Source organism: Xanthomonas hydrangeae, from assembly GCF_032697525.1.
Lineage (GTDB): Bacteria > Pseudomonadota > Gammaproteobacteria > Xanthomonadales > Xanthomonadaceae > Xanthomonas > Xanthomonas hydrangeae.
This window is the reverse complement of record NZ_CP103836.1, coordinates 3,285,745-3,299,716: the sequence shown is the minus strand read 5'-3', so window position 1 is coordinate 3,299,716 and position 13,972 is coordinate 3,285,745. Positions and strand designations below refer to the sequence as shown.

The window sequence follows — 13,972 nt, the reverse complement described above, 5'->3', positions numbered from 1 at the left end:
TATCTGAGATGAAACCGAGGGCATTACGTTCCGGATCCAGGCACCGCGCTGCGGCACCTGGATCCAGCTCGATCACTCTTCCAGTTCCATGTTGATCGCCAGCGAGCGGATTTCCTTCACCAACACGTTGAAGGATTCCGGCATGCCCGCGACCATCTCGTGCTCACCATCGACGATGTTCTTGTACATCTGGTTGCGGCCCTGCACGTCGTCGGACTTCACCGTCAGCATTTCCTGCAGGGTGTAGGCCGCGCCGTAGGCTTCCAGCGCCCAGACTTCCATCTCACCGAAGCGCTGACCGCCGAACTGCGCCTTGCCGCCCAGCGGCTGCTGGGTGACGAGCGAGTACGGACCGGTCGAGCGTGCATGCATCTTGTCGTCGACCAAGTGGTTCAACTTCAGGTAGTGCATGTAGCCGACCGTGGTCTTGCGATCGAACGCTTCGCCGGTCCGACCGTCGTACAACTGGGTCTGACCGCTCTGCGGCAGTTCGGCAAGTTCCAGCATGCGCTTGATTTCCGCTTCGCTGGCGCCGTCGAACACCGGAGTGGCCATCGGCACGCCATCGATCAGGTTCTTGCCCAGGTTGAGCAATTCCTCATCGCTGAACTGCGACAGATCCACGCGCTGTGCATTGATCGCGCTGTCGTGGTTGTAGATGTCGTCCAGGAACTTGCGCAGTTCGCTGACTGCGGCCTGTGCCTCCAGCATGCGCTGGATCTTGCGACCCAGGCCCTTGGCGGCCCAGCCCAGATGCACTTCCAGAATCTGACCGATGTTCATACGCGACGGCACGCCGAGCGGGTTCAGCACGATGTCCACCGGCTCGCCGGTGGCCATGTACGGCATGTCCTCGACCGGCACGACGTTGGAGACCACACCCTTGTTGCCGTGGCGGCCTGCCATCTTGTCGCCCGGCTGGATGCGGCGCTTCACTGCCAGGAACACCTTGACCATCTTCAGCACGCCCGGTGCGAGGTCGTCGCCCTGGGTGATCTTGCCGCGCTTGTCGGCGAAGCGTGCTTCGAATTCCTTCTCGTGCGCCTGGATCTGCTTCTGCGCACGTTCGATGGCATCGGCGGCGTCTTCGTCCTTCATGCGCAGCTGGAACCAATCGGACTTCTTCAGCCCGTCCAGATACGCGTCGGTGACGTTGTCGCCCTTCTTCAGGTTCGGACCGCCGTTGGCGACCTTGCCCACGATCTGCGAGCGCAGACGTGCGTAGATGGCCGCCTCCAGGATACGGAACTGGTCGTCGAAGTCCTTCTTGACGCGCTTGATTTCGGACTCTTCGATCTGACGCGCACGCTTGTCCTTCTCGATGCCGTCGCGGGTGAAGACCTGCACGTCGATGACGGTGCCGTCCATGCCCGGAGGCACGCGCAGCGAGCTGTCCTTCACGTCGGACGCCTTCTCACCGAAGATCGCACGCAACAGCTTTTCTTCCGGAGTCAGCTGGCTTTCGCCCTTCGGCGTGACCTTGCCGACCATGATGTCGCCGGCGCGCACTTCCGCACCGATGTACACCACGCCGCTTTCGTCCAGACGGTTCAAGGCCTGCTCGGACACGTTCGGGATGTCGGCGGAAATTTCCTCCGGCCCCAGCTTGGTGTCGCGCGCCACGCAGGTCAGTTCCTCGATGTGGATCGTGGTGTAACGATCCTCTTCCACCACGCGCTCGGAGAGCAGGATGGAGTCTTCGAAGTTGTAGCCGTTCCACGGCATGAACGCGATCAGCATGTTCTGGCCCAGCGCCAGCTCACCGATGTCGGTGGACGGGCCATCGGCCAGCACGTCGCCGCGCGCGATCACGTCACCCACGTTCACCAGCGGACGCTGGTTGATGCAGGTGTTCTGGTTGGAGCGGGTGTACTTGATCAGGTTGTAGATATCCACGCCGGCATCGGTGCCGCCGCCGATTTCTGCCTCGTTGACCTTGACCACGATGCGGGCCGCGTCGATCTGCTCGATTACGCCACCACGCAGGGCATTCACCGTCACGCCCGAGTCGCGCGCAACCGCACGCTCGATGCCGGTACCGACCAGCGGCTTTTGCGAACGCAGCGTCGGCACGGCCTGGCGCTGCATGTTGGCGCCCATCAATGCGCGGTTGGCGTCGTCGTGCTCCAGGAACGGCACCAGCGCCGCGGCGACCGACACGGTCTGCATCGGCGAGACGTCCATGAAGTGCACTTCGGCCGGCGGCTTCAGCAGCGACTCGCCCTGGAACCGGCACGGCACGAACTGCTCGGTGAGCATGTTCTTGGCATCGGTCAGCGCGTTCGCCTGGGCGATCACGTACTCGTTTTCTTCGATCGCCGACAGATACTCGACGTCGTCGGAGACCTTGCCGTCCAGCACCTTGCGGTACGGCGTCTCGAGGAAGCCGTACTGGTTGGTGCGGGCGAACACGGCCAGCGAGTTGATCAGGCCGATATTCGGACCTTCCGGCGTTTCGATGGTGCAGACGCGGCCGTAATGGGTCGGATGCACGTCGCGCACTTCGAAGCCGGCGCGCTCGCGGGTCAGACCGCCCGGGCCCAGTGCGGAGACGCGACGCTTGTGCGTCACTTCCGACAGCGGGTTGTTCTGATCCATGAACTGCGACAGCTGCGAGGAGCCGAAGAATTCCTTGATCGCGGCAGCCACCGGCTTGGCGTTGATCAGCTCCTGCGGGGTCAGGCCTTCGGATTCGGCCATCGACAACCGCTCCTTGACCGCGCGCTCGACGCGGACCAGGCCCACCCGGAACACGTTCTCGGCCATTTCGCCGACCGAACGCACGCGACGGTTGCCCAGGTGATCGATGTCATCGACCACGCCGCGACCGTTGCGGATTTCGGTGAGCACCTTGAGCACTTCCAGAATGTCGGAGGTGTCGGTGTGCTCGGCGACCAGACGCTTGGACTCTTCGTCGTTGCGCTCGGCAAAGTATTTCTTGTCGTACAGCACCGACTCGCCCAGCACGTCCTTGCGGCCGACGCGACGGTTGAACTTCATCCGGCCGACCGTGGACAGGTCGTAGCGCTCGAAGGTGAAGAACAGATTGTGGAACAGGTTCTGCGCAGCTTCCTTGGTCGGCGGTTCGCCCGGACGCATCATGCGGTAGATCTCGACCAGCGCTTCCAGCTGGGTCTTGGTCGGATCGATGCGCAGGGTGTTGGACAGGTACGGGCCACGGTCCAGATCGTTCACCCACAGGGTGCCGACCGCATCAACACCGGCCTTGCGGAACGCAGCCAGCTGGTCTTCGGTGATTTCATCGTTGGCATTGGCCAGCAATTCGCCGGTCGAGCTATCGACCACGTCGTGCGACAGGATGCGCGTGACCAGGTAATCGTCCGGCACGGCCAGCGCGGCGACGCCGGCGGCTTCGAGCTGCTTGACGTGACGCGCGGTAATGCGCTTGCCAGCTTCCACGATGACCTTGTCGCCATCGGCCAGGTCGAAGTTCAGCGTTTCGCCACGCAGACGCTCCGGCACCAGCTCCAGCTGCACGCCTTCGTCCGGATTGATGTGGAAGGTGTTGATCTCGAAGAACTCGGCCAACATCTCTTCGTTGTTGTAGCCAAGCGCACGCAGCAGGATCGACACCGGCAGCTTGCGACGACGGTCGATACGGGTGAACAGCGCATCCTTCGGGTCGAACTCGAAGTCCAGCCACGAGCCGCGGTACGGAATGATGCGGGCGCTGTACAGCAGCTTGCCCGAGCTGTGGGTCTTGCCACGGTCGTGGTCGAAGAACACACCCGGCGAACGGTGCAGCTGCGAGACGATCACGCGCTCGGTGCCGTTGACGATGAAGGTACCGTTGTCGGTCATCAGCGGGATTTCGCCCAGATAGACCTCCTGCTCCTTCACGTACTTGATGGCCTTGGTCGACGACTCGCGGTCGTAGATCACCAGGCGCACGGTCACGCGCAGCGGCGCGCCATAGCTCATGCCACGCTGACGGCATTCACGCTCGTCGAACACCGGCTGACCCAGCTTGTAACCGACGTATTCCAACGCGGCGTTGCCGCTGTAGCTGGAAATCGGGAACACCGACTTCAGCGCTGCGTGCAGACCGAGGTCCTTACGCTTGTTCTGCTCCACGTCTTCCTGCAGGAATTCGCGGTAGGAGTCCACCTGGATCGCAAGCAGGAACGGCACTTCGAGAATCGAGCGCTGCTTACCGAAATCCTTGCGGATACGCTTTTTTTCGGTGAACGAATAAGACGTCATGAGGTCTTCCACCCTAGGTTGCGGGGGCAGCGTCGCCGCGGCCCTGAAATAACAAAATTGTCAGTTGGAAGTCGCTGGTATTGCCGGCACCAGCACGCCTTCTCTTGCTACTTCCAACTACCAACTCGGTGAGGCCGGGAGTCGGGAATGGAGAAATGGGAATCGGATGAGCACGCGATGTTGCATTTGCGATTCCCCAATCCGATTCTCGATTCCCGCCCGAAACGGCCAAAGGCCGGGAGCTTTACGCTCCCAGCCTTCAGTGCATCACCCTGAAACGCTGGCGATGCAAGATGCTGCTTACTTGACTTCGACGGTCGCGCCGGCTTCGGTCAGTTCCTTCTTGATCTTCTCGGCTTCTTCCTTGGTTGCGCCTTCCTTCAGGATGCCACCGGCTTCGGTCAGATCCTTGGCTTCCTTCAGGCCCAGGCCGGTCACGGCGCGGACAGCCTTAATGGCAGCAACCTTGTTGCCACCGGCGCTGACCAGCACCACGTTGAACTCGGTCTGCTCTTCAACCACGGCAGCCGGGCCAGCTGCAGCAGCAGCGACCGGAGCGGCGGCGGAGACGCCGAACTTCTCTTCGATGGCCTTGACCAGCTCCATCACTTCCATCAGGGACTTCTCGGCGATGGCTTCGACGATCTGTTCGTTGGTAAGGGACATTGTGATTACCTTTAAATGATTTTCTGGATTGGGGTTCTAGCGAACGCTAGGACATCAAGCTTCGGCAGTCTCGGCGACCGGCGCGGCGGCTTCGTCGCCACCACCCTGCTTGTCGCCCACGGCCTTGACGGCACGGGCGAACATGGCAGCCGGTTCGGACAGCACGCGGGCCAGCATGGCCAGGGCCTGGTCGCGGGTCGGCAGCGATGCCAACACGTCGACGTGACCAGCCGGGAACAGTTCCCCGCCGATGGACACGACCTTGGCCTGCAACTTGTCGTTGCCCTTGGCGAATTCCTTGATCAGGCGACCGGCAGCGCCGGGCTCCTCCATCGAAAACGCATACAGCAAAGGACCGACCAGCTTGTCAGCGACGACAGCGAACTCGGTACCTTCAACGGCGCGCGCAGCCAGGGTGTTCTTGACAACTTTCAAGAACACGCCGGTTTCGCGGGCCTGCTTGCGCATCGCGGTCATCTGGGAGACCGTGATGCCAGCGTATTCGGCGGCGATCAAGGAGTGGGCCTTGGCGGCGATGTCTGCCAGCTCGGCGACTACTTCTTGCTTCTGAGACAGATTGAGAGCCATTGCACTCCTCCGTTAAAGCCGGGATTCGGGATTAGCGATTCGGGATTCGTCAGAGCCGATGAAGCCGCTTCTGCCAATCCCCAATGCTGAATCTCCAATCCCCGCTTCAAACTACTCCGCTCGCGGCTCCTGCCGGTTGCGGTCCAGGGCAGCCTCCATCCTGGAAGCCGGGAACATCGACCGATGTTCCTTTGGTGGCCTTTCTAGACCTGGAGTGGGCTCGATCCGGGATGTCCCAGACGCGCGTAAACCAGAAAGCTCCAGAAGGGCGACACCATCTACGCCGGCCGGCTCATACGAACCTGATTAAGCGACCCCGCTGCATCGACGGCGACTCCTTGCCAATGTGAGCATCCCTGCCCGTCGTCGATCTGCGCTGACCGCGCCTGCGGTCTTTGACGGCTACCGCCGGACATGCCGGCGATCGCCTTCAAAATGTCCGTTACCCCAAAGGAGGGAACGGACTCCCAGCACACGGTGACCCGGGCCGGAAAAACAATGCTGTACTCCATCGATGGGTCAGGCCCATGACAGGCCTGCCCCTTCGACTTACTTCAACGCAAGGCTGGACTGGTCGACCGTGACGCCAGGACCCATCGTCGAGCTGACCGACACCTTCTGCAGGTAGGTTCCCTTGGAGGTGGCCGGCTTGGCCTTGATCAGGTCCAGCAGCAGCGCCTGCAGGTTCGACTTCAGCGCTTCGTCATCGAAGCTGGCCTTGCCGATGGTGCAGTGGATGATGCCGGCCTTGTCGGTGCGGTAGCGCACCTGACCCGACTTGGCGTTCTTGACCGCTTCACCCGGGTTGGCAGACACGGTGCCGACCTTGGGGTTCGGCATCAGGCCGCGCGGGCCCAACAACGTGCCGAGCTTACCGACGACACGCATTGCGTCCGGGGTGGCGATGACCACGTCGTAGCTCAGATCGCCGGCCTGCATCTTCTCGGCCAGGTCGTCCATGCCCACTGCCTCCGCGCCTGCAGCCAGGGCTTCGTCAGCCTTGGCGCCGGCCGGTGCGAACACTGCAACGCGCACGCTCTTGCCGGTACCGGCGGGCAGCACGGTGGAACCGCGCACCTGCTGGTCGGATTTCTTGGCGTCCACGCCCAGGCGCACAGCAACGTCGATCGACTCGACGAACTTGGCCTTGGTCACGGTCTTCAGGATCTTGATTGCGTCATCGAAGGCATAGGTCTTGCCCGGAACGACAGCGGCCGCAATGGCCTTAACGCGCTTGCTCTGTGCCATGTCTTAGCCCTCCACCGTCAAACCCATGCTGCGGGCAGAACCCGCAATCGTACGCACCGCTGCTTCCAGCTCGGCCGCAGTCAGATCGGCTTCCTTGGTCTTGGCGATCTCTTCCAGCTGCTTGCGCGTCACCTTGCCCACCTTGTCGGTGTTGGGACGCTTGGAGCCGGAGGTCACACCTGCGGCCTTCTTGAGCAGCACGCTGGCCGGGGTGCTCTTGGTGACGAAGGTGAAGGTACGGTCGGAATACGCAGTGATGATCACCGGCGTCGGCAAACCCGGCTCCAGCTTGGACGTCGCTGCATTGAATGCCTTGCAGAACTCCATGATGTTCAGACCGCGCTGACCCAGTGCAGGGCCGACCGGCGGCGCAGGGTTGGCCTGACCGGCCTTGACCTGCAGCTTTACATAACCAACGACTTTCTTACCCATTTCGATACTCTCCGGGTGCTAGCGCCTTGACGACAGGCTCCCCATCGGACCGGGAAATCACGTGTCCCGGCTTCACGTTTCTGGTAACACGCAGATGGCTGCCATACGGCAGCCATTGTTTCCCGGCGGTTCGCCAGGTGAGCGAGCCGCTCACTATAGCAGCAATTGTTGCGGGTGCCTAGGCAGCACCCGACTGGGTCAGCCCTTCTCGACCTGACCGAACTCGAGCTCGACCGGCGTGGAGCGACCAAAGATGAGTACGGCAACCCGCAACCGGCTCTTCTCGTAATTGACTTCTTCAACAACGCCATTGAAGTCGTTGAACGGACCATCGGTGACGCGCACCATCTGACCCGGCTCGAACAACACCTTCGGACGCGGCTTCTCGACACCATCCTGCACACGCTGCAGGATTGCATCCGCCTCTTCGTCACGAATCGGCAACGGGCGATCGGCCGTGCCACCAATGAAACCCATCACCTTGGAAGTTTCCTTCACCAGGTGCCAGCTTTCATTGTCGATACGCGGGATACCGGCTTCTTCGTGCGTCTCGATCTGCACCAGCACATAGCCGGGGAAGAACTTGCGCTCGGACCGACGCTTCTGGCCGGCGCGCATCTCGATGACTTCTTCGGTCGGCACCAGGACGTCACCGAAACGCTCTTCCATTTCGGCGCGTACGATGCGGTCGCGCAAGGCCTGCGCAACAGATTTTTCAAAGCCTGAATAGGCGTGAACGACATACCAACGCTTCACTGCTTGATTCTCCTCAACGAGCCAGGAACCACTGCGTGAGCTTCTGGATGACGAAATCGAAGCCGCCCAACAGCAAACTCAGAATGATCACAACAACAATCACGACCCAGGTGGTACGAATGGCTTCCTGGCGCGTCGGCCAGACCACCTTGCGCAACTCGAACCTGGATTCGGACATGAATTCACGGGTTTCGCGGCCTTTGCCGGTCCCCAGAAACACAAACGCACCCGCCGCCAACCCAACGATCACAGCCAGCGCGCGCAATTGCGGCGTCCAGGCTCCAAACTGGGTTGCCCGTTCAGGCGCAGAAAACCAGAACCACACAAACAACCCCGCAATCACCAGGAGCGCGGAGAGGACGTATTTCACGATATCAGCGCTGGCAGCAGACGCGCTTTTGGAAGGCTCGATTTTGCTATTCATCCGGCTCTAGTTACCGATCTGACCCGAATTACTGGGCCGGAAAGAGGAGTGGCACGCCAGGAGGGACTCGAACCCCCAACCTGCGGTTTTGGAGACCGCTGCTCTGCCAATTGAGCTACTGGCGTATGTACTCGTTTACCGCAAACCCTAAGACAACGAAGGCGGACCGAGGTTCAGCCGGCCCGCCATTCGTTTGAATCCAGCCACCGCGAGGCGGCTGGATGCAGGCACTTACTTGATGATCTTGGCAACCACGCCGGCGCCGACGGTACGGCCACCCTCACGAATCGCGAAGCGCAGACCTTCGTCCATCGCGACCGGGTTGATCAGGGTCACGACCATCTTCACGTTGTCGCCCGGCATCACCATCTCCACGCCTTCCGGCAACTGGCAGGCGCCAGTGATGTCGGTGGTGCGGAAGTAGAACTGCGGACGGTAGCCCTTGAAGAACGGGGTATGACGGCCACCCTCATCCTTGGACAGCACGTAGACCTCGGCTTCGAACTCGGTGTGCGGCTTGATCGAACCCGGCTTGCACAGCACCTGGCCGCGCTCGACGTCGTCACGCTTGGTGCCGCGCAGCAGCAGACCGGCGTTGTCGCCTGCCTGACCCTGGTCCAGCAGCTTGCGGAACATTTCCACGCCCGTGACCGTGGTCTTCTGCGTGTCGCGGATACCGACGATTTCGATTTCGTCGCCGACCTTGATGATGCCGCGCTCGATACGACCGGTCACCACGGTGCCACGACCCGAGATCGAGAACACGTCTTCGACCGGCATCAGGAACGGACGGTCGACGTCGCGGGTCGGATCCGGAATGAAGGTATCCAGAGCCTCGACCAGCTTCAGGATCGCCGGCACACCGATGTCGCTCTGATCGCCATCAAGCGCCAGACGGGCCGAACCGTGAATGATCGGAGTGTCGTCGCCCGGGAAGTCGTACTTGCTCAGGAGCTCACGCACTTCCATTTCGACCAGCTCAAGCAGCTCGGCGTCGTCGACCATGTCGGCCTTGTTCAGGAACACGACGATGTGCGGCACACCGACCTGACGCGAGAGCAGGATGTGCTCACGGGTCTGCGGCATCGGGCCATCGGCAGCCGAACACACCAGGATCGCGCCGTCCATCTGCGCTGCACCGGTGATCATGTTCTTGACGTAGTCGGCGTGGCCGGGGCAATCGACGTGCGCGTAGTGACGGTTTGCGGATTCGTACTCGACGTGCGCGGTCGAGATCGTGATACCACGCGCCTTCTCTTCCGGCGCTGCGTCGATCGCGTCGTACGCCTTGAACTCGCCACCGAAACGCTCGGCACCGATCTTGGTCAGCGCAGCGGTCAACGTGGTCTTGCCATGGTCGACGTGACCGATGGTGCCGACGTTAACGTGCAGCTTTTCGCGAAGAAATTTAGCTTTTGCCATGGGTGCGTGTCTCGGTAATCGTTTGAAGTTGAAGACGATTGAGTAATGGTGCTCACGAAAGGAATCGAACCTTCGACCTCCTCCTTACCAAGGAGGTGCTCTACCGACTGAGCTACGTGAGCGAGTTTTGCATTATGCCATGCATTTACGTTCAATGGAGCGGGAGACGGGAATCGAACCCGCACCATCAGCTTGGAAGGCTGAGGTTCTACCGTTGAACTACTCCCGCGCCGGGAACTGCAAGACACAACATGAACTGGTGGAGGGAGGTGGATTCGAACCACCGAAGGCGTAAGCCAGCAGATTTACAGTCTGCCCCCGTTGGCCGCTTGGGTATCCCTCCAGCTTTTACTACCGGACCGGGGCGCGATGAAGCGATTCGGTTCGGGGTGAAGCAGCCCGCTATTTTGTTGTGAGAGACAAGCAGTGTCAACAAAAATTTCGCGCTATTTGTCACGCCTGAATGTGCGCAGCCATGCGGGCCGCGCGCACCCGTTCAGACGTTGAAGCGGAAGTGCAGCACATCACCTTCCTTGACGCGATATTCCTTGCCTTCCAGCCGCAGACGACCGGCATCACGCGCGCCGGTTTCGCCACGGTACTTGATGAAATCGTCGAAACCGATCGTCTCGGCGCGGATGAAGCCCTTCTCGAAATCGGTATGGATCACCGCTGCCGCCTGCGGCGCAGTGGAGCCGGCCTTGACCGTCCACGCGCGCACTTCCTTGACGCCTGCGGTGAAGTAGGTCTGCAGGCCAAGCAGCTTGTAGGCCGCGCGAATGACGCGATTCAAGCCAGGCTCGGCCAGGCCCAGGTCGGCCAGGAAGGTGTCGCGATCTTCGTCGTCGAGCTGCGACAGTTCTTCCTCGATCGCCGCCGAGACCGGCACCACTTCGGCACCTTCGGTCGCTGCATGCGCACGCACCGCATCCAGGTGCGGGTTGTTTTCGAAACCGTCTTCGAGCACGTTGGCGATGTACATCACCGGCTTGAGCGTGAGCAGGAACAGATCGCGCACCAGCGCCTTTTCTTCCTCGTCCAGCCCGGCGGCGCGCCCGGCCTTGCCATCGGCCAACGCGGCCTGCAACTTGGCCAGCACCGGCTTGCGTGCCGCTGCATCCTTGTCGCCACCCTTGGCACTGCGCTCGGCACGGTTGAGCGCCTTTTCCACGCTATCCAGATCGGCCAATGCCAGCTCGGTATCGATGGTTTCGATATCGGCGATCGGATCGACCTTGTTGTTCACGTGGATGACGTCGTCGTTCTCGAAGCAACGCACCACGTGGGTGATCGCATCGACTTCGCGGATATGCGCCAGGAACTTGTTGCCCAGTCCCTCGCCGCTTGCCGCACCCGCCACCAGGCCGGCGATATCGACGAACTCGACCGCAGTCGGGACCAGCTTTTGCGGCTTGACGATCTCAGCCAGCTGGTTCAGCCGCAGATCCGGCACCGGCACGATGCCGACGTTCGGCTCGATGGTGCAGAACGGGAAATTGGCCGCAGCGATGCCGGCCTTGGTCAGCGCATTGAACAGGGTCGACTTGCCGACGTTGGGCAGGCCGACGATGCCGCATTTGATACCCATGGGTTTTCCAGTGAATGGAGAATCGGGAATCGAGAATGGCAAGAGCAGCGCTCCTCCCATTCCCGATTCCCCATTCTCTATTTTTCCGTATGCAGGCGCTTCATCGCCTCGTTGAAATTACCTTCCATTGCCAGCGGCAGCACATCGATGGCGGCATCCACTGCAGTGCCGATTGCCGCATCGTCGTCGCGCCCTGCCCGTCCCAGCACCCATGGCACCACGCGATCCTTGTGACCGGGATGACCAATGCCGACACGCAAGCGGTGAAATTTGCCGTGCCCCAGCAGGCGGATGGTATCGCGCAGACCATTCTGGCCGCCGTGGCCACCACCGAACTTGAGCCGCGCAGTGCCCGGCGCCAGATCCAGTTCGTCGTGTGCAACGAGCAGCTGTGCAGGCTCGACCTTCCAGAACCGCAACGCGGCGGTGATCGATTTACCGCTGAGATTCATGAAAGTGGCCGGCTTGAGCAGCCAGACCGGATGCCCGGCGATCTCGACCTTGGCGGTCTCGCCGAACAACTTGGCATCCAGCCCCCAGCGCGCGCCATGGCGCTCGACGAGGGCATCGACGAAACGAAACCCGGCGTTGTGCCGGGTTTGCGCGTGTTCCGGACCGGGATTCCCGAGTCCGACAAGCAGGCGGAGTGCAGACATGCCAGTGACCGCAGCCGGTCCCCCGCGCAGTGCGAGGGATCGGCCAACGGATTACTTGGTCTCGGCGCCTTCGCTGCCTTCTTCACCGGCAGCGTCTTCTTCCTCGACACGCACGTGCTTGGCAGCGACCACGGCTACGTCGTGTTCCTTGCCCAGCTTCAGCTCCGGAATTTCCACGCCGGCCGGCAGCTTGATCTCGGACAGATGGATCACGTTGCCCACTTCCAGGGCGCCGAGGTCCACTTCGATGAACTCCGGCAGATCCTTCGGCAGGCAGACGACCTGAACTTCGTTCAGTTCGTGGGTCACGACCACTTCGCTGGACTTACCGGCCGGCGAGGTTGCTTCGTTGACGAAGTGCAGCGGCACAGCGGCGCTGAGCTTCTCGTTGGCGCTGACGCGCTGGAAGTCGATGTGGATGATCAGCTGCTTGAACGGATGGCGCTGCATGTCACGCAGCAGCACCTGCTGCACGTCGCCATTGAGGTTCAGGTCGAGGATCGACGAGTAGAACCACTCGTTCTGCTGGGCAAGCCAGATCTGCTCGTGGTTGAGCTGGATGCTGACCGGCTCGAGTTCGCCACCGTAGACGATGGCCGGGATGACGCCAGCGTGACGTAGGCGGCGGCTCGCACCCTTCCCCTCGTTCGCGCGGCGCTCGACCTTGATTTCATGTGTCTTTGCCATTGGATTTCACTACCTGGTTTGGAATATCGCCTCGCGGCGATGAAGCGTCTCACCCGCGACCAGGTGAGACGTCGTGCAGGCACCCGGAGCACCGGGCACCGAATGATGAGGATCAGTCGACGTAGAGCGAACTCACCGATTCGCCGAAGGCGATGCGGCGAATGGTCTCGGCCAGCAGCTCGGCCACGCTCAGCTGACGAATCTTGGCGCAGGTGCGCGCCGCTTCGTTCAACGGAATCGTGTCGGTGACCACCAGCTCGTCGAGCTGCGAATTGTTGATGTTGTCCACCGCCGGGCCGGACAGCACAGGGTGGGTGATATAGGCCACCACCTTGAGCGCGCCGCGCTGCTTCAGCGCTGCGGCGGCTGCGCACAGGGTACCGGCGGTATCGACCAGGTCGTCGACCAGCACGCAGGTCTTGCCCTGCACGTCGCCGATGATGTTCATCACCGTGGCCACATTGGCGCGCGGACGGCGCTTGTCGATGATGGCCAGATCCGCATCGTCCAGGCGCTTGGCGACGGCGCGCGCACGCACCACACCGCCCACGTCCGGCGACACCACGATCAGGTTGTCGGTGCCGTAGGCGCGCCAGATGTCGGCCAGCAGCAGCGGCGAGGCGTAGACGTTGTCGACCGGCACGTCGAAGAAGCCCTGGATCTGGTCGGCGTGCAGATCGACCGTCAGCACGCGGTCGGCCTCCATTGCGCAGATCATCTTGGCGGCGACCTTGGCGGTGATCGGCACGCGCGAGGAGCGCATGCGGCGGTCCTGGCGCGAGTAGCCGAAATACGGGATGACTGCGGTCACCGACGCGGCGCTGGCGCGCTTGAGCGCGTCGATCAGCACCAGCAGTTCCATCAGGTTTTCGGCGCTTGGCGCGCAGGTCGGCTGGATGACGAACACTTCCTGCCGGCGCACACTCTCTTCGATTTCGACCTGCACCTCACCATCGGAAAAGCGCGTGACCAGCGCCTTGCCCATGCGAACACCAAGCTCCTTGCAGATGCTCTTGGCAAGCGGCTTGTTGGCATTGCCGGAGAACACCAGCAGATTACGTTGGTCTTGCATGAGATCTCTCGGGCGGCGGCGAAGAGCGTGCGGGTCGATGGTGGAGCGGGCCAAAGCCAAATCAACGCCAGGCTTTTTTGTTCAATCCCCGCACAAGGATGTGCGGGCTCTTGCAGAGGGATCTGCATAATTGGCAGGGGCGGTAGGATTCGAACCTACGAATGCCAGGATCAAAACCTGGTGCCTTGGGCCTCTTGGCGACGCCCCTG

At 61.7% G+C, this 13,972-nt stretch carries 12 protein-coding genes and 5 tRNA genes; all 17 read right to left on the bottom strand.

Annotated elements, in window-relative coordinates; genetic code table 11:
* Positions 1–72 precede the first annotated feature (72 nt).
* Entirely contained in the window at positions 73–4,224 is a 4,152-nt protein-coding gene (gene rpoB / locus NYR97_RS14015) for a DNA-directed RNA polymerase subunit beta (RefSeq protein ID WP_205392287.1), read from the bottom strand.
* A 300-nt stretch (positions 4,225–4,524) separates the two neighbouring features.
* Positions 4,525–4,890, bottom strand: a complete 366-nt coding sequence (rplL, locus tag NYR97_RS14010) for a 50S ribosomal protein L7/L12 (RefSeq protein WP_115039900.1) — start codon at positions 4,888–4,890, stop codon at positions 4,525–4,527.
* Between the two features lie 54 nt (positions 4,891–4,944).
* On the bottom strand, positions 4,945–5,478 hold the full coding sequence (rplJ, locus tag NYR97_RS14005) for a 50S ribosomal protein L10 (protein ID WP_104582264.1): 534 nt from the start codon (positions 5,476–5,478) through the stop codon (positions 4,945–4,947).
* A gap of 549 nt (positions 5,479–6,027) precedes the next feature.
* Entirely contained in the window at positions 6,028–6,726 is a 699-nt protein-coding gene (gene rplA, locus NYR97_RS14000) for a 50S ribosomal protein L1 (RefSeq protein WP_006450622.1), read from the bottom strand.
* 3 nt (positions 6,727–6,729) lie between these two features.
* A complete protein-coding gene (gene rplK, locus NYR97_RS13995; RefSeq protein WP_176339532.1) occupies positions 6,730–7,158 on the bottom strand; it encodes a 50S ribosomal protein L11 in 429 nt (142 codons plus the stop codon).
* Positions 7,159–7,356: 198 nt separating this feature from the next.
* On the bottom strand, positions 7,357–7,914 hold the full coding sequence (gene nusG / locus NYR97_RS13990) for a transcription termination/antitermination protein NusG (protein ID WP_043908886.1): 558 nt from the start codon (positions 7,912–7,914) through the stop codon (positions 7,357–7,359).
* A gap of 13 nt (positions 7,915–7,927) precedes the next feature.
* The gene (secE, locus tag NYR97_RS13985; RefSeq protein WP_006450619.1) at positions 7,928–8,338 is read right to left on the bottom strand and encodes a preprotein translocase subunit SecE; all 411 of its coding nucleotides are present in this window, start codon (positions 8,336–8,338) and stop codon (positions 7,928–7,930) included.
* Positions 8,339–8,387: 49 nt separating this feature from the next.
* Positions 8,388–8,463: transfer RNA gene (locus NYR97_RS13980), tRNA-Trp, on the bottom strand.
* A gap of 106 nt (positions 8,464–8,569) precedes the next feature.
* On the bottom strand, positions 8,570–9,760 hold the full coding sequence (gene tuf / locus NYR97_RS13975; RefSeq protein WP_316693967.1) for an elongation factor Tu: 1,191 nt from the start codon (positions 9,758–9,760) through the stop codon (positions 8,570–8,572).
* Positions 9,761–9,806: 46 nt separating this feature from the next.
* Positions 9,807–9,882 (bottom strand) — tRNA-Thr (locus NYR97_RS13970).
* Positions 9,883–9,915: 33 nt separating this feature from the next.
* Positions 9,916–9,989, bottom strand: a tRNA-Gly gene (locus NYR97_RS13965).
* 28 nt (positions 9,990–10,017) lie between these two features.
* Positions 10,018–10,103: transfer RNA gene (locus tag NYR97_RS13960), tRNA-Tyr, on the bottom strand.
* A gap of 153 nt (positions 10,104–10,256) precedes the next feature.
* Positions 10,257–11,348, bottom strand: a complete 1,092-nt coding sequence (ychF, locus tag NYR97_RS13955; protein WP_316693965.1) for a redox-regulated ATPase YchF — start codon at positions 11,346–11,348, stop codon at positions 10,257–10,259.
* 77 nt (positions 11,349–11,425) lie between these two features.
* Entirely contained in the window at positions 11,426–12,004 is a 579-nt protein-coding gene (gene pth / locus NYR97_RS13950) for an aminoacyl-tRNA hydrolase (RefSeq protein ID WP_316693963.1), read from the bottom strand.
* A gap of 51 nt (positions 12,005–12,055) precedes the next feature.
* Complete coding sequence (locus NYR97_RS13945) at positions 12,056–12,691, bottom strand: 50S ribosomal protein L25/general stress protein Ctc (protein ID WP_104614987.1); 636 nt, start codon at positions 12,689–12,691, stop codon at positions 12,056–12,058.
* 112 nt (positions 12,692–12,803) lie between these two features.
* On the bottom strand, positions 12,804–13,763 hold the full coding sequence (locus NYR97_RS13940; protein WP_006450614.1) for a ribose-phosphate diphosphokinase: 960 nt from the start codon (positions 13,761–13,763) through the stop codon (positions 12,804–12,806).
* 131 nt (positions 13,764–13,894) lie between these two features.
* Positions 13,895–13,971, bottom strand: a tRNA-Gln gene (locus NYR97_RS13935).
* Between the last annotated feature and the right edge of the window lies 1 nt (position 13,972).